At 69.3% G+C, this 19,454-nt stretch carries 15 protein-coding genes; 11 read left to right on the forward strand and 4 right to left on the reverse strand.

All coding sequences use genetic code 11. The features are described from left to right. Positions 1-10 precede the first annotated feature (10 nt). From ACIA58_RS02895 to ACIA58_RS02940, 10 genes are all read left to right on the forward strand, one after another. On the forward strand, positions 11-706 hold the full coding sequence (locus ACIA58_RS02895; RefSeq protein ID WP_396401883.1) for a class I SAM-dependent methyltransferase: 696 nt from the start codon (positions 11-13) through the stop codon (positions 704-706). Between the two features lie 87 nt (positions 707-793). Then, positions 794-1,345, forward strand: coding sequence for a hypothetical protein (locus ACIA58_RS02900; protein ID WP_396401884.1), 552 nt, complete (start codon positions 794-796; stop codon positions 1,343-1,345). Continuing rightward, a complete protein-coding gene (locus ACIA58_RS02905; protein ID WP_396401885.1) occupies positions 1,335-2,585 on the forward strand; it encodes an ABC transporter substrate-binding protein in 1,251 nt (416 codons plus the stop codon). The genes ACIA58_RS02900 and ACIA58_RS02905 overlap by 11 nt, the downstream gene beginning before the upstream one ends. Next, positions 2,585-4,357: an ABC transporter permease subunit gene (locus ACIA58_RS02910; protein ID WP_396401886.1), complete on the forward strand. Its 1,773-nt coding sequence runs from the start codon at positions 2,585-2,587 to the stop codon at positions 4,355-4,357. Before ACIA58_RS02905 ends, ACIA58_RS02910 begins: the two co-directional genes overlap by 1 nt. Next, positions 4,354-5,646 carry a hypothetical protein gene (locus ACIA58_RS02915; RefSeq protein ID WP_396401887.1) on the forward strand — a complete coding sequence of 431 codons (1,293 nt, stop codon included), beginning with the start codon at positions 4,354-4,356 and terminating at the stop codon, positions 5,644-5,646. The genes ACIA58_RS02910 and ACIA58_RS02915 overlap by 4 nt, the downstream gene beginning before the upstream one ends. A 9-nt stretch (positions 5,647-5,655) precedes the next feature. Beyond that, a complete protein-coding gene (gene radA, locus ACIA58_RS02920) occupies positions 5,656-7,056 on the forward strand; it encodes a DNA repair protein RadA (protein WP_396401888.1) in 1,401 nt (466 codons plus the stop codon). 153 nt (positions 7,057-7,209) lie between these two features. Continuing rightward, positions 7,210-8,148 carry a beta-ketoacyl-ACP synthase III gene (locus ACIA58_RS02925; RefSeq protein ID WP_396401889.1) on the forward strand — a complete coding sequence of 313 codons (939 nt, stop codon included), beginning with the start codon at positions 7,210-7,212 and terminating at the stop codon, positions 8,146-8,148. Positions 8,149-8,328: 180 nt separating this feature from the next. Further along, positions 8,329-9,423 carry a DNA integrity scanning diadenylate cyclase DisA gene (gene disA / locus ACIA58_RS02930; protein ID WP_396401890.1) on the forward strand — a complete coding sequence of 365 codons (1,095 nt, stop codon included), beginning with the start codon at positions 8,329-8,331 and terminating at the stop codon, positions 9,421-9,423. 121 nt (positions 9,424-9,544) lie between these two features. Further along, entirely contained in the window at positions 9,545-10,117 is a 573-nt protein-coding gene (locus ACIA58_RS02935; RefSeq protein ID WP_396401892.1) for a PadR family transcriptional regulator, read from the forward strand. Then, positions 10,093-11,604 (forward strand): DHA2 family efflux MFS transporter permease subunit, encoded by a 1,512-nt coding sequence (locus tag ACIA58_RS02940; protein WP_396401893.1) that lies wholly within the window; start codon positions 10,093-10,095, stop codon positions 11,602-11,604. Before ACIA58_RS02935 ends, ACIA58_RS02940 begins: the two co-directional genes overlap by 25 nt. Positions 11,605-11,607: 3 nt before the next feature. On the opposite strand, the gene ACIA58_RS02945 is transcribed toward ACIA58_RS02940, so the two are convergent. Beyond that, positions 11,608-12,270 carry a hypothetical protein gene (locus ACIA58_RS02945; RefSeq protein WP_396401894.1) on the reverse strand — a complete coding sequence of 221 codons (663 nt, stop codon included), beginning with the start codon at positions 12,268-12,270 and terminating at the stop codon, positions 11,608-11,610. A gap of 24 nt (positions 12,271-12,294) precedes the next feature. On the opposite strand from ACIA58_RS02945, the gene ACIA58_RS02950 reads away from it, so the two are divergent. Next, on the forward strand, positions 12,295-13,191 hold the full coding sequence (locus tag ACIA58_RS02950) for an A/G-specific adenine glycosylase (protein WP_396401895.1): 897 nt from the start codon (positions 12,295-12,297) through the stop codon (positions 13,189-13,191). Positions 13,192-13,236: 45 nt separating this feature from the next. Here the strand turns inward: ACIA58_RS02950 and ACIA58_RS02955 are convergent, their stop codons facing one another. The 3 genes from ACIA58_RS02955 to ACIA58_RS02965 form a co-directional block, all read right to left on the reverse strand. Further along, the gene (locus ACIA58_RS02955) at positions 13,237-14,184 is read right to left on the reverse strand and encodes a DivIVA domain-containing protein (protein WP_329003832.1); all 948 of its coding nucleotides are present in this window, start codon (positions 14,182-14,184) and stop codon (positions 13,237-13,239) included. Between the two features lie 72 nt (positions 14,185-14,256). Then, positions 14,257-16,239, reverse strand: a complete 1,983-nt coding sequence (locus ACIA58_RS02960; protein ID WP_396401896.1) for a kinetoplast-associated-like protein — start codon at positions 16,237-16,239, stop codon at positions 14,257-14,259. A 546-nt stretch (positions 16,240-16,785) separates the two neighbouring features. Then, positions 16,786-19,335 (reverse strand): ATP-dependent Clp protease ATP-binding subunit, encoded by a 2,550-nt coding sequence (locus ACIA58_RS02965; RefSeq protein ID WP_396401897.1) that lies wholly within the window; start codon positions 19,333-19,335, stop codon positions 16,786-16,788. Positions 19,336-19,454 lie beyond the last annotated feature (119 nt).

Here is a 19,454-nt window from a genome sequence, read left to right on the forward strand (position 1 = left end):
CTCGAGCGTCGTGAGCATCGCGGAGGGCGGGATCCCGAGTCCCAACATCTGGCACCACCCGAAGGTGTACGAGATCGAGAACCGGGCGGTGGACCCGGACGGCGTGATCGAGCCGGCCATGCGGGCGATCCGGGACTGGACCGGCGCCACGGTGCTCGACATCGGCTGCGGCACCGGATTCCATCTGCCGACGTTCGCCGCGACAGCTACCCGGGTGATCGGCGTGGAGCCGCACGGCGCGCTGGCCGACGCCGCTCGGCGTCGCACACACGCGTTGCCCAACGTCGAAGTACGCCAAGGTACGGCGCAGCGCCTGCCGGTGGCGGACTCGTCGATCGACGTGATGCACGCGCGCTGGGCGTACTTCTTCGGACCTGGCTGTGAACCTGGGCTGGCCGAGCTGGACCGGGTGATGCGCCACGGCGGGACCGCGTTCGTCATCGACAACGACGGCAGTCGCTCGACGTTCGGGCGCTGGTTCACCGAGTCGTACCCGATGATCAAGCCGGCCGAGGTGGAGCGGTTCTGGACCGACCGCGGCTGGCGCCGGACGCCGCTGGAGATGGGCTGGCGGTTCGAGAGCCGAGCGGACCTCGAGGCGGTGGTGAAGATCGAGTTCACGCCACAGGACGCCGAGCGGATCATCGCCTCGCACGTCGGGTCCGAGGTCGACTACGCGATCAACCTCTGGAGCAAGACCTTCTAGCGACACTCCGTGGTCTACAGAGTGACCTCCGTACTCATAGGGTTGACGGACCACTCGACGGGCTTTCTGGGGAGGCGCCAGCCACGGATGGACGGTCTGCTGCTCGAACGCGTACCGGGGCTGCCGGAGCGGCTCCGGATCGACGTAGGTGAGCAGCGTGCGGTCGTCGCACCGCAGGCCGCGGACCGCCGTCGGCTGGCAGACGTCCTGACCGGGCTGGAGGATCCGCCGTCCGGCGCGCTCGTGCTGGCGGGCGGACCGGTCCGGCTGGTGCCGGCTGAAGGCGGACTGCTCCCCCACCTGACCGTCCTCGGCAATGTGATGCACGGGCACCGCACAACGCATCCGGTCACCAAACAGGCAGCCCGGGACGAGAGCCTGGTCAAGGTGATCGGCTGTGGGCTCGAAGACGTGCAGAACCGCTACCCACACGAGATCACACCGGGTCGACGTCGGCTGGCCGGTGTGGCCCGTGCACTCGGTGCCTATCCACGGGCGATCGTGCTGGAGGACGCAGCCGGCCTGCCGACGTGGGGTTCACTCCTGTCGATCCGTCCCAACCCCGATCTCGCCTCGGTCGCGTTGCTGCTCATCACGACCAGCACGACGCGTACCACTGGATTTGACGATGCCGAGTAGCCGCAGAGCGTTCCTCGGCGCCGCCGGAACGCTCCTGCTTGCCGGCTGCTCGAGTGACGTGCTGGGACTTCGGCGTGCGGTCCGCGTGGCCGTCAGCTGGAGCGGGCAGGAGTTGCGCGCGTTCCACAAGGTCCTCGACGGCCTGGGCACGCTGGACTATCCGGTTGAGGTCGTGCCGCTCGGCGACGACATCTCCACCGCCTTCGGTGCACGCTCCACTCGGCGGCCCGACATCGTCATGCTGCCGCAGCCGGGTCTGGTCCCACGTCATCTCGACGACCTGGACCCGATCCCCGACGACGTCGCCCCACTGGGACGAGTACGGCTCTGGAACGAGCTTCTGACCCATGACACAACGACGTACGGCGTGCCCTTCAAGACTGCCCACAAGTCCGCGGTCTGGTACCGGCCGTCGGTGTTCGAGCAGGACGGCGTACAACCGCCCCGGCTGTGGTCGGAGTGGCTGACGCTGAACCAGACGCTGACGCAGGCAGGCATCACTCCGCTGTCGTTGGCCGCGGGTGATGGCTGGGTGCTCACCGACTTCCTGGAGAATGTCCTGCTGGGCATAGCACCCGATGTCTACAGCGCTCTGGCGACAGCGAGCGATCCGCGTCCGTCGCAGCAGCCGGAATTCGGTGCCGCGCTGCGGTTGCTGGGGACCATGTGGTCGGCGCCCGGAGTGCTGGCGGGCGGAGTGAAGGAGTCACTCGTCCAGCAGTTCCCGGATGCGTTGATAGAGGTGTTCGGGCATCGCAGAGCAGCCATGGTGCTGGCATCCGACTTCGCCGAGCCGGTCGTCCGTTCGTTTGCCGCGGATCCCAACGACATCGGGCTGTTCACGTTCCCGCCGATGGCTCCGGGTGCTGCAGCACCAGTGGTCGTGGGTGGCGACGTGATGGTGTTGCCGAAGCCCAGCGGCGACGACGCACGCGACCTGGTACGCCGGTTGTCCGCACCGACCGCTCCGGACCCATGGATCAAGGAAGGCGGGTTCCTGGTCGACGGACGGGTCAACGGGTACACCCCCGAGCTCACCCGGCTTGCCCTGCAGTTGACGAAACGGGGTGAGCAGTTGCACTTCGACCTGTCCGACCAGCTCGGTCGGCTCGGCGACATCAACGGGCTGTGGCGGGTGCTGACCGACTTCCTGATCGCTGTGGGCAGCCGCGGCGCTGCCGCCGTACCGCAGGCAGTGGACGAGGCGATGGACGAGATGCGCAAGGTGGAGGAGAGCTGATGGGGCTGCAGACCAACGGCTTGTCCCTCGAGGTCGTCGGCCGCGAGATCACCGGCCGTCCCGTCCCCGGCAAACCACGCCGGCCGGCCGGACCGTACCTGCTGGGCTTGCCGGCCCTGCTGCTCAGCTGTCTGCTGCTGGTGCCGATCGGAGTGACCGTGGTGGCGGCGTTCCGGACGCCGGGCGGGTTCGGGTTCGCCAACTTCGGGGTGATGACCGACCCGGGCGCATTGCGTGCTGTGGGCAACAGTCTGCTGTGGGTGCTGGTCGCCTTCGGGATCGTGGTGGTCGGGTTCTTCCTTGCGCTGTTGAGTTATCGGCTGCCCGCGGTGACGACGTTCCTGCAGCCGGCGCTGGTGATTCCGTTCGCGGTGTCGGTGCTGGTGTCCGGTGCGACGTTCCGGCTGCTCTTCGACCCCACGCCAGAGCGCGGGACGGTTACGGCGGTCTGGACGAAGCTGTTCGGGTCGAGTCCGGTGTGGCTCGGTCCTGGTCTGTTCTGGTTGGTGCTGGTCTCTGCGTTCGGCTGGACCTGGCTCGGCTACGTCGTGTCGCTCTTCCGCGCCGGACTGGACGCGATACCGGACGACGTGACCAGGACGCTCACAGCCGAAGGCGTGCGGGGCTGGCGGCGCCTGCGTGCGTTGGAGATCCCGTTACTGCGGCCGATCACCGGTGTGGTCACGCTGACAGTGGTGATCGCGGCAGTGCGGGTCTTCGACCTGGTGCTGATCGTCGTACCAGGGTCCATGCAGCAGTCCGCCGACGTACTCGGGCTGAACTGGTGGCGGGCGACCACCACTGGTGACGACACCGGACGTACGGCGGCGCTCGGCGTCGTACTGTTCGCGATCGTTGCAGCCGTAGGGCTCATCGGCGTACGCGGACTTCGCCGCCGTCGGTGGGCGATGCCGGTGACCGTAGTGCGGCCGGACCCGTCGCTAGGACGCCCGAAGCCGAGCAGAGTGGTGCGGCGGTACGGCTGGCTGATCGGGTTCGCTGTGACGCTGGTGTGGATCTTCCCGGCGGTGGTCCTCGTCATCACCGCGCTGCACTCGCCGGAGCAGGCCGGCGTCCACGGTTGGTGGTCCGCGTCGGGGCTCGGGTTCTCCTCGTTCGCCGCGGCGGCGAATGTCGGGCTGTTCCGAGCGTTGTTGTCCACACTGATCATCGCCAGCGCCGCTACGGCTGTGCTGCTCGTGATCGCAGTACCGACTGCCTATCTGGTCGCGTGGGGTGGTCTACCGGTACGCGTCGGGCGAGCCGTGATGGCTGTGTTCGTAGTTCTGGCGGTGACGCCCGTGCAGATGTACGCCGCGCCGCTGCGGGACGCGATCGACGCTGCCGGACTGGCCGGGTCCCGGATCGCGCTGGCGCTGGTGCATGCGGCTGCTGGTCTCCCGTTTGCTGTGCTGCTGTTGCGATCCGCCTTCGCGTCTGCCCCACCTGCGTTGGTGTCCGAGGCCTTGCAGGGGCCAGTGCGGCAGAGCGCAGTACTTGCGACTGTGCAGCGGACGTACCGTCCCGCACTGATCGCTGTTGCCGTGCTGGAGTTCGCACTGGTGTGGAACGACTTCATCGTCGGGTTCCTGATCAGCGGCCCGGGTACGACGCCGTTGTCGCTGGTGCTGTGGGGTGAAGCGCGACAGTTCTCCGCCTCGAGCGGACCGGTTGCCGCTGCGGCTGTCGTCGCGTCCGTCGTACCAGTCGTCCTCATGCTGTCGTTCTGGCGGACCGTGGTACGCGGACTGACGACGGGAAGCCGGCCATGAGCGAAGCGGAAGAGAAGCCGCCGGACAAGGAGGAGTCGCCGTACCAGACGCGCGGCTTCCGTTTCGTCATCGGCACCGTGGCGTCCGCGCTCCTCACCGGTCTCGCGTCGGAGATGCTGAACCAGAGCCTCGACAGCGGCGGCTGGGTGCAGTGGATCGGCCTCGGTGTGACGGTGCTGCTCGGAGCGATCACTGTCATCCAGTACGGCCCGGCCATCCGGCGATCGTGGCAGCACAGCGGCGACAGCGCTCCTGAACTGCACGCGACCGCCGAGGAGGCTGAGCAGTGGATGATCGCGCTCGGCTCCCACGCCGGCGGGATGGCAGCCGCCGAGTGGTACGCCATGAACGAGGAGTGGCTCCGCGAACTGCTGATGGCTGAGAAGCCACATGTCGACACGATCGACGACTTCGCCCGCATCTGCGACGCCCTCGAGCCCTGGTACGTACGCCGTGCCGATCCGGATGCTCTACTGCAGCTCAGTGACCTGCTGAGCGCTGCGGCCGAGGTGTGCGCCCGGCGTGATCTCGCGGAGCTCGCTGCGGCGCGCGCGGCAACGGCGTACCGGATGCTGGGCGACCTGGACACGGCCAGCACCCGGCTAGGCATCTCCGACAACATCGCGACCCACAGCCGTACTGCGGCCGCGCTGACGACCCGACGGCAGGTCGAGCGAGCGTTGCTATCTCTGGCCCGCGCAGACCGCTCACCGGCCGGGAACGACCGCGACGAGGCAGTACTGAACGCACGCGACAGGCTGGATGACGCGCGGCTCAAACGACCTGGCCCGGACCTCGCGGCCGATGTGGCGATCGCCGTCAACCTCGCCGTCGTACACCTGTACCAGCAGGACGCCGAAGGCGCGCTGGACCAACTGCGACCCGCCGTCGCCCGCGCAATCGCCGCCCACGATCTCAGCGGTCAGGCACATGCACTCGAGCTGATGGGCGTGGCTGCGTGGATGCAGGACAATCAGCACGAGGCCGTCGGCCGATGGGAGCACGCCGGCCACCTCTACGCCGAGATCGACGAACGCGAAGGCCACGCGCGCTGCCTGCAGCACCTCGGCTCCGCGGAGGTCGTCGCCGGTCACCTGAGCGCCGGACTCGAACTGCTCGAGCAGAGCGCGATGCTCCGTACGTCGGAGAGCCAGATCCTCACGATGTACCTCGAAGTCGCCCGGCAACCCGCGCAACTCCCGGTCGTTGCCGATGATCGACCCCCCACGGTCGGTCGGCTGAAGCGGCTCCTCCGGTCGCTGCGGAGATTTGTCGGAGGTGCTCTATAGGTTGGTGCCATGGCTAAGGCGGCGACTCAGGCGAAGGGCAAGCCCGCGTACGCGTGCTCGGAGTGCGGGTGGACCTCGGCGCGCTGGATCGGGCGGTGCGGCGAGTGCCAGGCCTGGGGGACGGTCGCCGAGGTCGGTGCGCCGAAGGCCGCGCGGATCAGCGCCGGCCCGGTGACATCGCCGGCGATGCCGATCGCCAAGGTGTCCGCGATCGAGGCCGAGTCACGTCCGACCGGCATCGGCGAGCTCGACCGCGTGCTCGGCGGTGGCGTCGTGCCGGGCGCGGTCATCCTGCTCGCGGGTGAGCCCGGCGTCGGCAAATCCACGCTGCTGCTGGAGGTCGCGGCGCAATCGGCCCGCGGCGGCCAGCGGACCCTTTACGTGTCGGGTGAGGAGTCGGCCGCCCAGGTGCGGCTCCGGGCCGGACGGACCGACGCACTGGTCGACGAGCTGTATCTCGCGGCGGAGACCGACCTGTCCGCGGTGGTCGGTCAGGTCGACGCGGTCGAGCCGTCGTTCCTGGTGATCGACTCGGTCCAGACGATGGCGCACCCGGAGGTCGACGGCGCACCCGGCGGCGTGACCCAGGTCCGCGAGGTGACCGGCGCGCTGGTCCGGCTCGCGAAGGAGCGGCACATCGCGGTCGTGCTCGTCGGCCACGTGACCAAGGACGGCGCGATCGCAGGTCCGCGGATGCTCGAGCATCTGGTCGACGTCGTGCTCGCGTTCGACGGCGACCGGCATTCCGGGTTCCGGATGGTGCGCGCGACGAAGAACCGGTTCGGCCCGTCGGACGAGGTCGGCTGCTTCGACATGGTCGACACCGGCATCGTCGAGGTGACCGACCCGACCGGCCTGTTCGTCTCCGAGCACGCCGAGCCGGTCGCCGGGACGTGCGTGACGGTGATGATGGAGGGGCGTCGCCCGTTGCTGGCCGAGGTGCAGGCGCTGGTCGGCCCGTCCGCGGCGCCGCAACCGCGCCGGACCACCTCCGGGCTGGAGTCGTCGCGGGTCGCGATGGTTCTCGCCGTGCTCGGGAACCGGGCCGGGCTGAAGCTGACCGACCAGGAGGTGTACGTCGCGACCGTCGGCGGGGTGAAGATCACCGAGCCGGTCGCGGACCTGTCCGTCGCCATCGCGGTCGCGTCCTCGGTGATGGACAAACCGATCCACCCCGGGCTGATCGCGATCGGCGAGGTCGGGCTGGCCGGCGAGGTCCGGCGGGTCGGCGGCCTGGAGAAGCGGCTCGCGGAGGCGGCCCGGCTCGGGTTCACCAAGGCGATCGTCCCGGCCGACATCCCCAACCGGAGCAAGGACCTCAAGCCGATGGACATCCAGAAGAAGTACGGCTTGCGTACCTTCGCCGCCCCGGACCTCCCCTCGGCACTGATGGCGGCAGGCCTCGCCTGACCCCGTGTGGCGCAGGCCACAAGCGTGGCGCTGAGTGGGACGGGGATGCACAGCGGGTACGTCGGGAACGTACCCTGGGAGCGCCCCCGCCGGGTTCAGCGATGCACCCGGGCCCCCGCCCGGCGCACCGCCGGATGACCGCAGGAGCACCTGATGACCGGATCCAGAGTTGTCGCGCTCGGCCACTACCAGCCGGAACGGGTGCTCACCAACGACGAGCTCGCCACCATGGTCGAGACCAACGACGAGTGGATCCAGAGCCGGGTCGGTATCCGGGAGCGCCGGATCGCGGCCCCCGACGAATCCGTCGACGAGATGGCCTGGCGGGCCGCCGACAAGGCCGTCGCGAACGCCGGCATCGACTCGTCCGAGATCGACTACGTGGTGGTCGCGACCTGCACCGCCATCGACCGCTCGCCGAACATCGCGGCCCGGGTGGCCGCCCGCCTCGGCCTCGGCAACCCGGCGGCCATCGACCTGAACACCGCCTGCTCGGGCTTCGCCTACGCGATGGCGACCGCGGACCAGGCGATCCGCGCCGGCGCCGCGAGCAAGGCACTGGTGATCGGTGTGGAGAAGCTCAGCGACTGGACGGACTGGACCGACCGCACCACCTGCGTGCTGATCGGCGACGGAGCCGGGGCCGCGGTGCTGGTCGCCAGCGAGGAGCCCGAGATCAGCCCGGTGGTGTGGGGCTCGGTGCCGGAGATGTCGGACGCGGTCCGGATCGAGGGCCGCGAAGGCCCGTTCGAGCAGGCCGGCCTGAGCGTCTTCCGCTGGGCCACCACGCAACTGCCCGAGATCGCCCAGCGGGTCTGCGAGAAGGCCGGACTGAAGCCGGAGGACCTCGGCGGCGTCGTCCTGCACCAGGCCAACCTGCGCATCATCGAGCCGCTCGCGAAGCGGCTCGGCGCGGTCAACGCGGTGGTCGCCAAGGACGTCGTGGAGTCCGGCAACACCTCGGCCGCGAGCATCCCGATCGCCCTGTCGAAGCTGGTCGAGAAGCGCGAGATTCCGTCCGGCGCGCCGGTGCTGCTGTTCGGATTCGGCGGCGGTCTGTCGTACGCCGGTCAGGTCATCCGCTGCCCCTGACGCGACAGGCGTCGTACCCCGGTTGCGCGTAAGTACGCAGGAATCCGGCATTGCACGGTCCGGATGCACGGGCGGGTGCACGCGCAACCGCACCTGCGGGCGGTGTCACGCCGGGTGCGTCCGGGCCGGCGGCAGATATCGGGACAACTGCGTCCGCGTAACCGCATAGACTCAGGTTCCGTGGCACCGAACTCGGACAAGAACAGCACCGGCGCCCGCCTGCGCGCGACGCTCGCGGCGGTCGCGCCCGGCACCGAACTACGCGAAGGCCTGGAGCGGATCCTGCGTGGACGGACCGGCGCACTGATCGTGCTCGGTCACGACAAGGCGGTCGACGCGATCTCCACCGGCGGCTTCGAGATCGGCGTCGAGTTCACCGCGACCGGGTTGCGGGAGCTGAGCAAGATGGACGGCGCGATCGTCCTCGACCGCGAAGCGACCCGGCTGATCCAGGCCGCCGTACACCTGATGCCGGACCCGGCGATCGTCACCCAGGAGACCGGCACCCGGCACCGGACCGCCGACCGGGTCGCGCGCCAGACCGGGTTCCCGGTGATCTCGGTGTCGCAGTCGATGCACATCATCGCGCTGTACGTCGACGACCAGCGGTACGTGCTCGAGGACTCCGGCGCGATCCTGTCCCGCGCGAACCAGGCCCTGGCCACCCTCGAGCGGTACAAGCTGCGCCTCGACGAGGTCTCCGGCACGCTGTCCGCGCTCGAGATCGAGGACCTCGTCACGGTCCGGGACGTCGCCGCCGTCGCACAGCGGCTGGAGATGGTCCGCCGGATCGCCACCGAGATCGACGGGTACGTCGTGGAGCTCGGCACCGACGGCCGGCTGCTCACCCTCCAGCTCAACGAGCTCGTCGCCGGCGTCGCCGGCGAACGCGAGCTGGTCGTCCGCGACTACCTCCCGCCGGCCACGGGCCGCCGGCCCAAGACGGCGGACGACGTACTGCTCGAGCTGGACGCGGTCAGCCCGACGGACCTGCTCGACATCGGCCAGGTCGCCCGCGCCCTGCAGCTCGGTGGCGCCGAGCAGCTCGATGCCGCGGTCACGCCGCGCGGCTACCGGCTGCTGGCCAAGGTGCCGCGCCTGCCGGGCGCCGTCATCGACCGGCTGATCGAGCACTTCGGCCACCTCCAGAAGTTGCTCGCGGCAAGCATCGACGACCTGCAGACGGTCGAGGGCGTCGGCGAGAACCGCGCCCGCACGGTCCGCGAGGGCCTGTCCCGGCTGGCCGAGTCCAGCATCCTGGAACGCTACGTCTGACGACTGACCGTCACTCGGCGCCTCCGGTTCGTGAAAGAACCGGAGGCGTCTTGCATTCGGCCGCGGATCGGCTAATACTCCACATGGAACATTTGGCGCGGAACAATCCATCTGGAGGATCATGGCCGACCTCACCCCGCTGGCGATCTCGGTGCTGGCGTTGCTCGAGGAGAAGCCGATGCACGCCTACGAGATGTACCAACTGCTCGTCAGCCGCCACAACCACCGGATCGTCAAGGTCCGGCCCGGCTCGCTCTACCACACCGTCGAGCGGCTGGCCGGCCAGGAGTACGTCCGGGCGATCGGCACCGAACGGGCCGGCAACCGGCCGGAGCGGACGACCTACGAACTGACCCCGGCCGGCCGCGAGGCGATGGTCCGGCGGGTCGAGAGCGGTATCGAGACCTTCGTCTACGAGTACCCGGTCTTCCCGGTGTTCCTGGCCGAGGCGCACAACCTCGACGCCGAGGACGCCGTACTGCGGTTCCGCCGCCGGATCGAGGAAATGGACTTCTGGCTGGCCGACGTGGACAAGGCGATGGCCAGCGCCAAGGCCCGGGACGTACCGGAGCCGTATTGGCTGGCCGGGACCTACGTCCGAGCCCAGGTCGCGGCCGAACGCGACTGGCTCACCACCATCATCGAACGTATCGAGAGCAAGGACCTGGAATGGCAACCGGACAAGACGCAGTGAGGCCCGAGGTGCGGCCATGGCCCGCACTGTGGGCGTTGGTGCTCGGCTTCTTCATGATCCTGGTCGACTCGACCATCGTCTCGGTCGCGACGCCCGCGATCCTCGAGGACCTCGGGTCGGACGTCGGCACCGTGGTCTGGGTGACGAGCGCCTACCTGCTCGCGTACGCCGTACCGCTGCTGATCACCGGCCGCCTCGGCGACCGGATCGGCCCGAAGAAGATCTACCTGACCGGGCTGGCGTTGTTCACGCTCGCGTCGGTCTGGTGCGGGCTCACGAACACGATCGAGCTGCTGATCGTGGCCCGGGTGTTCCAGGGCCTCGGCGCCTCGATGATGACGCCGCAGACGATGGCCGTCATCACCCGGATCTTCCCGCCGGACCAGCGCGGGCGGGCGATGAGCCTGTGGGGCGCGACCGCCGGCGTGGCGACGCTGGTCGGCCCGATCCTCGGCGGCGTGCTCGTCGACGGCCTGGGCTGGCAGTGGATCTTCTTCATCAACGCGCCGGTCGGCGTGGTCGGCTTCGTGCTGGCGATGCGCCTCGTGCCGGATCTGCCGACGCACAAGCACAAGTTCGACCTGATCGGCGTCGTGTTGAGCGCGGTCGGCTTGTTCCTGCTGGTGTTCGGCATCCAGGAGGGGCAGAAGTACGACTGGGGTCAGATCAAGGGCCCGATCTCGGTCTGGTCGCTGATCATCTCCGGCCTGGTCGTGCTGGCGATCTTCGTCTTCTGGCAGTCCCGCAACCGTGGCGAGCCGTTGCTGCCGCTAAGCCTGTTCAAGGACCGCAACTTCTCGCTGGCGAACGTTTCGATCACCACGGTCGGGTTCGCGATCACCGCGATGGCGTTCCCGCTGATGCTGTACGCACAGGCGGTCCGCGGGCTCTCGCCGACCAGGGCCGCGCTGCTGCTGGTGCCGATGGCGGTCATCTCCGGTGCGCTGGCGCCGTTCGTCGGCCGGCTGGTCGACCGTACGCCGCCGCGGTTCATCGCCGGGTTCGGGCTGCTGTGCTGCTCGGTGTCGATGTTCTGGATGAGCCAGGTGATCGAGCCTGACGTCGCGATCTGGAAGCTGCTGCTGCCGATCGCACTGCTTGGCGTGGCCAACGGCTTCATGTGGGCGCCGCTCGGCACGACCGCGACGCGGAACCTGCCGATGCACCAGGCCGGTGCCGGTGCGGGCGTCTACAACACGACTCGTCAGGTCGGCGCGGTGCTGGGCAGTGCGAGCATCGCCGTACTGATGGAGTCGCGGCTCGCGCACAACCTGCCGGCCATGCCGGGTGGCGCGTCGGCCGGCGAAGGGTTCACCGGCAAGCTGCCGGAGGCTGTGCGGCAAGGGTTCAGTGACTCGATGGCGCAGGCGCTGATCCTGCCGGCCGCGGTACTGCTGATCGGATTGGTCGCCGCACTGTTGTTCGTGGCGCCGTCCCACCTGCAGAAGAAGCCGGACACCGCGACGCAGCCGGTCGAGGCCGGCTGATCCCTACACCACCTGGAAGGCTTGTGCGCTTGACAGGTGGCCGTCGTACTCGGCTTTGACGACGTACGTTCCGGGCTTGGCGACCGGTTGACCCGGAAGGCAGCCAGGCCCGGAGCGGTGCCCGTTCCAGGGCACCGTGACGGCGGCCTGCTTGTCCTTGGCAACGACCAGCGTGGCGGTCTGGATCACCTTGCTGCATTGGGTGGTGCTCCAGATCAGGTCCTGGCCCGACGTGACGGTCACGGTCAGCTTGTCGTTGCTGATCGTGGCCTTGCACTGGTCGCCGGCCGGGGTCAGCTGGACCACGAAGTTCAGCATCGAGCCGGAGACGATCTTCCGGTTGCCCGGCAGCGCATCGATGCGGACGTCGGAGCCCTTGCAGGTCAGATCCGCGGGCGGCGTGGTCTTGGACGGCTCCGGAGTCGGCGTTCTCGTCGGCGTCGAGCTCGGCCCGGTGCTCGATCCGGTACTCGGGGCAGAGGCCGGTGGGGCGCCGGACGGGTTCGGCTGCGGGTCTGTCGCGGCGGCGTTCTGTGCGTCGCCGTCGCCGGAGAAGAGCCGGGAGACCAGGAAGACCAGCACAACTACGACCGCGAGCACCAGTCCCCGGCGGAACCAGTACACGCTGGCGGGCAGGTGCCCGACCGGACGGAGCAGGCTGCTCATGAAGCGCACTCTAATATCGGCCCTATGCAGGACCACTCAGGCTCGCCGTTGGCTGCCGCTCTCCATGAGCCTGTGCTGCGTTGGTACGACGCCAACGCGCGGTCGCTTCCGTGGCGGGAGCCGGATGCCGGGGCCTGGGCGGTGATGGTCAGCGAGTTCATGCTGCAGCAGACGCCGGTGAACCGGGTGCTGCCGGCGTACCAGAGCTGGTTGGAGCGGTGGCCGAAGCCGGTGGACCTGGCCGCAGCGGCTCCTGGTGAGGCTGTAAGGGCCTGGGACCGGCTCGGGTACCCCAGGCGCGCCCTCCGGCTGCACGCGGCGGCTCAGGCGATTGTGGAGCGCCACGGCGGCGAGGTGCCGGACGACCACGCCGCACTGCTCGCACTGCCCGGCGTGGGCACGTACACGGCCGCCGCGATCGCGTCGTTCGCCTTCGGTCAACGTCATGCCGTCGTCGACACCAACGTCCGCCGCGTCCTCGCGCGGGCCCTGAGCGGTGTCGCCCAGCCGAGCATCTCCCCCACGGCTGCAGACCAACGCCTGGCCGGCAGCGCACTACCTCACGACGAGCGGACCGCCGCCCGCTGGGCCGTCGCCTCGATGGAGCTCGGCGCCCTCATCTGCACCGCCCGTACGCCGCGATGCGCCGACTGCCCGATCCGCTCGGAGTGCGCCTGGGTCCGCGCCGGCAGTCCGCCGTACGACGGCCCGCCCCGCCGCGGCCAGACGTACGAGGGCACCGACCGCCAGGCCCGCGGCCGCCTCCTCGCCGTACTGCGTGCCGCGTCGGCGCCGGTGTCCAAGGCAAAGCTGGACGCCTCCTGGCCGGACGCCGTGCAACGCGAGCGCGCGCTGGACGGATTAGTTGCCGACGGCCTCGTTGAGCCGCTGGCCCGCGCTCGCTACCAGCTACCCGAATAGCAAGAGGCCGACTCGACGACTCGAGCCGGCCTCTTAGGTGCTGCTTCAGTTCTTCTTGCTGCCTGCGGCTTCTTCTTCGTCGTCGGCCAGCAGGTCGAGCGGCATCGCCGGGCTGCCGGACAGCGTCGCCAGCATCTGGCGGACGTTGGTCAGCTGCGCGTTGATGCTGTCGCGACGCTGGGTCGCGGCCGCGAGCTCACGCTCGGACTCGGCGCGGATCCGCTCGGACTTGTCCTTCGCGGCGGCGACGATCTCCTGGGCCTGCCGGTTGGCGTCGGCCAGCTGCTGCTGCGACAACCGCTCGGCCTCGGAACGCGACCGGTCGGCCTCGCGCTGCACCTGGGCGGCGCGGTCGGTGACGGCGGCCAGCTGCTGCTCGGCCAGCGCGGTCCGGGCGGCGAACTCCTGCTCGACCTTGCCCCGGCGCTCGGCCAGGGTGGTCTCGAAGGCGGCCGCGGCCTGGGCGGACTTGGCGCGCTCCTGCTCGTACAGCGCCTGGGCCTCGCTGCGGCGCGCGGTGGCGTCGCGCTCGGCCTCGTCACGCATGTCGTCGGCCTGGGTCCGGGCCTCCTCGAGGATCCGGGCGGCCTCGGCGTCGACCTCGCTCTTCCAGTCCAGGGAGTACTGCTCGGCCTCCTTGCGGACCTTCTTCGCGTGCGCCTCACCGTCGGCGACGATCGCCTCCGCGTCGGTGCGGGCGCGGGTCACCAGGTCACGGGCCTCGTCGTCGGCCAGCGACAGGATCTTCGCGACGCGCTCACCGAACTCGGTGAAGGTGGGCGTGCGGTCCTTGGAGTCCTCCTGGGCGGAGATGACGGCCGCTTCCGCCGCGTCCGTGCGGGACTGCAGCTCCTGCACATGACGCTGCAGCTGCTCGGACTGCTGCTGCAGCGCGGTCAGCGAGGTGGTCAGCTCACGGATGTGCTGGTCCACCTGGGCAGGCTCGTAGCCTCGCAGAACGGTACGGAACGGGGTTGGGCTTTCACTGCTCATGTTTTCCGATGCTCACTTCGATGGGTGGGTGGATCACACATTGTCACTGACAAGGATCTGACTGTCACGTCCTCATCCTGATTCCCCCGTGGAACCCTCACTGGAGGACATTCCACCACCTGGGCGGAACCCCGGTACAGCGAGTGCCTCGATCACACCCGAAAGCTGGGTGAGCTCCTTGGTGATCTCATCACGGCGCTGGTTCAATGCCGCGACCCTCGCCTCGGCGTCGGCGAGAAGTTTTCGTGCCTGTGCCCGCAGGGTATCGGCATGGTCGCGGGCCTGGGCCTCGATCTGCTGGGCTTCGGCGCGGGACTTGCGGATCAGCTCGTGCGACTGGCGTTGCGCCTCGGCCAGATCGTTGGCCGCGCGCTCGCGCAGGTGCTGGGTCGCCGACTCGGCCTCGGCCTCGCGCCGGTTGGCCCGCTCGATGATCTCGCGGGCGTCGTTCGCGGCCGTGCCCTTCAACCGGTCGGCGCGGGCCTGGGCCTGGGCGGTGACCTTCTCGGCCTCCTGCTTGGCGGCTGCCAGTGTCGCCTCCGCCTGCTCGCCGGCGGCGTACAGCGTGGTCTCCGCGAGCGTGGTCAGCTCGGCGTTCTCCTTGGCGATCGCGTCCTGGGTCTGCTTGAGGCGACTGGTCGAGCGGCCGACCACGCGGCGCAGGTGCGCCCGCTTCTGCCGGAGCAGCTCGGCCGCGTCGACGGCGGCCTGGTCGCGGATCGACTGCGCCTCGGACTCCGCGGCGCCGACCAGGTCGTCGACGGTCTTCTTGCTCCACAGCGTCTGCTTCTCGGCCTCGGCCAGCGCCGCCTCGGCGGCCCTGTTGGCGTCCTCGACGATCCGCTGCGCCTCGGCCGACGCGGTCCGGCGGTCGGCCTCGATCGAGTCCACGACCAGCTTGGCCTGCGCCCTCGCGTCGGCCATCAGCCGCTCGTTGCCGGCTTCGGCCTCGGCCTTGCGCTCGGCGATCTCGGCGACGGCCTCGGCCCGCAGCTTGTCGATCTCCAGCGAGATCGCGGCCAGCTTGGCCCGCTCGGTCTCCTCGAGCTCCGCGGTCCGGCGCTCCAGCTCGGTCCGGTTCTCGCCGCGGAGGCGCTCGATCTCGGCGTGCGCCTCGCCGATCTCGCGGCGGGACTTCTCCCGGGCCGCCTCGACCTCGCGCTCGACCGCGGCCCGCAGGTCGCTCGCCTCGGCCTCGGACCGGGCGATCAGATCGGCTTCGTTGCGTACGGCGGCCTGCGACACCAGCGCGGCCTGCTCACCCGCATCGGAGACCAGCTGCTGCGCTTCCTTGCCGGCCCGCTCGACGGTGGCCTGCGCCGACTCGCGAGCCATCCTGGCATCGTCGAGCAGCTCGTCGGCCTCTTCCTTCAGCCGGGCGGCTTCGCTCTCGGCGGCCGCGATCCGGCGCTGCGCCGCGGCCTGCGACTCGGCCCGCAGCTGGTCGGCGGTCGCCTGGCTCTCGATCTGCAACTGCTCGGCCGCTGCCTCGGAGTCCGACCGGCGCTTCGCGACCTCTTCGGCGACGGTGGCCCGGAGCTCCTCGGCGGCCGACTCCGACTCGGTCTTCAGCCGCTCCGCGATGGCGGCCGCCTGCGACCGGACCCGGTCGGCTTCAGCGGTCGCCTCGGAGGTCAGCTTGTCGGCCGCGGCGGCAGCCTCGCGGCGTACCCGGTCGGCTTCGGCGGTGGACTCGGCGCGCAGCCGGTCGGCGGCCTCCTCGGCCTCTGAGCGGACCCGCTCGGCCTCGGCCTCGGAGTCGGTACGGAGGTGCTCGGCGGCCCGCTCCGCGTCGCTCAGGACCCGCTGGGCGGCCGTCATCGCGTCGGTGCGGAGCTTCCGGGCGGCGGCCTCGGCCTCGGCCTTCAGGCGCTCGTTCTCGGCGCGGATCCGGTCGGCCTCGTCACGGGCCACGTCGTTCTCGTGCTCGGCCTGCTCGCGCAGCGTGTCCGCGATCCGCTGGGCCCGCTCGAGCACTCCGCCTGCCTGCCGCACGCCAAAGGAACCGGTGTCAGCGACCGGTTCCTGGGTCAGGGGCAGACGCGGAGCGTCCATGCGACGAGATGATTCCATCCCCGGCCCCCTTTCCGACAGTCCGGGTCCGAACAGCGTGGTCACAGGGTTACAACGCGACAGACAGGCGGTAGGTAACTGCTTCATCAGCAGTTGCGCGATCTTCCCATCGATCCGTTGGCGGGCGCGACCGGCTCCCGTATCGAAGTGGTCACGCTCCGCAGGACGATACGACCAATCAGTAGCATTCGCGCAAATCAGGCGTGTCCCCCCAGTACTCCCCACCGCCCCGCAGTACTCCCCCAACTCCCCCCAATTCCGGCACAGACCAAACCGCCCCTCGCCGAATCGTGGCGATCGGCGCGCCTCACCCTCGCCGAGTCGTGAGAATCGGCTGCCGCGAAGGACCAGTACTCACGACTCGACGGCGGGCGCGAGGGACCAGTACTCACGACTCGACGGCGGGCGCGAGGGACCAGTACTCACGACTCGACGGCGGGGGCGAAGCGCCTCGAGGCGCCGAGACGTGCGAGACGCTCGGCGGGGCGGGCCCGCCGAGCGTCTCGGATGTGCGTGTTCAGTTGAGGGTTACGAGTCCTGCACTCCGGAACCCGGAGCGGTGCCGCCGCCGGTGGTCAGGTCGGTCAGCTCCAGGTCGGACGCCGAGGACTTCTCGGCGCCGGTGAAGGCGAAGAACTCGGTCACGCCGTCGTCGTTGACCTTGCCCTCCGGGATCGCGTCGACCAGGACGATCTGGCCGGGACGCAGCTCCCCGAACAGGATCTTCTCGGCCAGCACGTCCTCGATGTCACGCTGCAGCGCGCGGCGCAACGGACGGGCACCCAGAACCGGGTCGAAGCCACGCTCGGCGGCCAGCTTCTTCGCCGCCGGGGTGAGCTCGATCCCCATGTCCTTGTCCTTCAGCCGCTGCTCGATCTGGGCCACCATCAGGTCCACGATCCGGACGATGTCGTCCATCGTGTGCTGGTGGAAGACCACGATCTCGTCGACCCGGTTCAGGAACTCCGGCCGGAAGTGCTGCTTGAGCTCCTCGGTGACCTTCGCCTTCATCTTCTCGTACGAGCCGCCCACGTCGTTCGCCTGGGAGAAGCCGAGGCTCACCGACTTGGCGATGTCCTTGGTGCCCAGGTTCGTGGTCATGATGATGACGGTGTTCTTGAAGTCGACCACGCGGCCCTGGGCGTCGGTCAGGCGACCTTCGTCCAGGATCTGCAGCAGCGAGTTGAAGATGTCCGGGTGGGCCTTCTCCACCTCGTCGAACAGCACCACGGAGAACGGCTTGCGCCGGACCTTCTCGGTCAGCTGGCCACCCTCTTCGTAGCCGACGTAACCGGGAGGCGAACCGAACAGCCGGGAGGCCGTGTGCTTCTCCGAGTACTCCGACATGTCGAGACTGATCAGCGCGTTCTCGTCGCCGAACAGGAACTCGGTCAGCGCCTTCGACAGCTCGGTCTTACCGACGCCGGACGGGCCGGCGAAGATGAACGAGCCACTCGGGCGACGCGGGTCCTTCAGCCCGGCGCGGGTACGCCGGATCGAACGGGACAGCGCCTTGACCGCGTCCTCCTGGCCGATGTAGCGCTTGTGGAGCTCCTTCTCCATGTCGAGCAGCCGGGACGACTCTTCCTCGGTCAGCTTGAACACGGGGATGCCCGTCGCGGTGCTCAGCACCTCGGCGATCAGCTCCTCGTCGACCTCGGCGACCACGTCCATGTCGCCGGCCTTCCACTGCTTCTCCCGCTCGGCCTTCGCGTTGATCAGCTTCTTCTCGTCGTCGCGCAGCCGCGCGGCGCGCTCGAAGTCCTGCGCGTCGATCGCCGACTCCTTCTCCCGGCGAACGGTCGCGATCTTCTCGTCGAACTCGCGCAGGTCCGGCGGAGCCGTCATCCGGCGGATCCGCAACCGGGCGCCGGCCTCGTCGATCAGGTCGATCGCCTTGTCCGGCAGGAACCGGTCCGAGATGTAGCGGTCGGCCATCTGGGCGGCGTTCACCAGCGCGGCGTCGGTGATCGTCACCCGGTGGTGCGCCTCGTACCGGTCGCGGAGGCCCTTGAGGATCTCGATCGTGTGCGCGATCGAGGGCTCGGCCACCTGGATCGGCTGGAACCGGCGCTCCAGCGCGGCGTCCTTCTCGACGTACTTGCGGTACTCGTCGAGGGTCGTCGCGCCGATGGTCTGCAGCTCACCACGGGCCAGCATCGGCTTCAGGATGCTCGCGGCGTCGATCGCGCCCTCGGCCGCGCCGGCCCCGACGAGGGTGTGGATCTCGTCGATGAACAGCACGATGTCGCCGCGGGTGCGGATCTCCTTGAGCACCTTCTTCAGGCGTTCCTCGAAGTCGCCGCGGTAGCGCGAACCGGCTACCAGGGCGCCCAGGTCGAGGGAGTAGATCTGCTTGTCCTTCAGCGTCTCCGGGACGTCACCACGGACGATCTGTTGGGCCAGACCTTCCACGATGGCGGTCTTGCCGACGCCCGGCTCACCGATCAGGACAGGGTTGTTCTTGGTCCGCCGGGACAGCACCTGCATGACCCGCTCGATCTCGGTCTCGCGCCCGATCACCGGGTCGAGCTTCGCCTCACGAGCGGACTGGGTGTAGTTCCGGCCGAACTGGTCGAGCACCAGGGAGCTGCTGGGGGCGCCCTCGGTGGGCGCGCCGGCAGAGGTCGTCTCCTTGCCCTGGTAACCGCTCAGCAGCTGGATGACCTGCTGACGGACCTTGTTCAGGTCCGCGCCGAGCTTGACCAGGACCTGCGCGGCGACACCCTCACCCTCGCGGATGAGGCCGAGCAGGATGTGCTCGGTGCCGATGTAGTTGTGGCCCAACTGCAGGGCCTCGCGCAGGGAGAGCTCCAGCACCTTCTTGGCGCGGGGGGTGAACGGGATGTGCCCGCTCGGGGCCTGCTGTCCCTGGCCGATGATCTCCTCGACCTGGGAGCGAACGGCCTCGAGCGAGATACCCAGGCTCTCGAGAGCCTTGGCGGCGACCCCTTCACCCTCGTGGATCAGGCCGAGCAGGATGTGCTCGGTCCCGATGTAGTTGTGGCTGAGCATCCTGGCCTCTTCCTGAGCCAGGACGACTACCCGACGGGCGCGGTCCGTAAATCGTTCAAACATCGCCAAAGCGCTCCTTGCCTCAGAGGAGTCGGACGTGCCGTGTTGGCCGACCCCCGTACATGCATGCTAGTCCCCGGCGCCGACAGGCTCGCTCTCGGCGAACAGCCGATCACGCTTGC

It is taken from the genome of Kribbella sp. NPDC051586 (assembly GCF_044453965.1).
Classification (GTDB): Bacteria; Actinomycetota; Actinomycetes; order Propionibacteriales; family Kribbellaceae; genus Kribbella.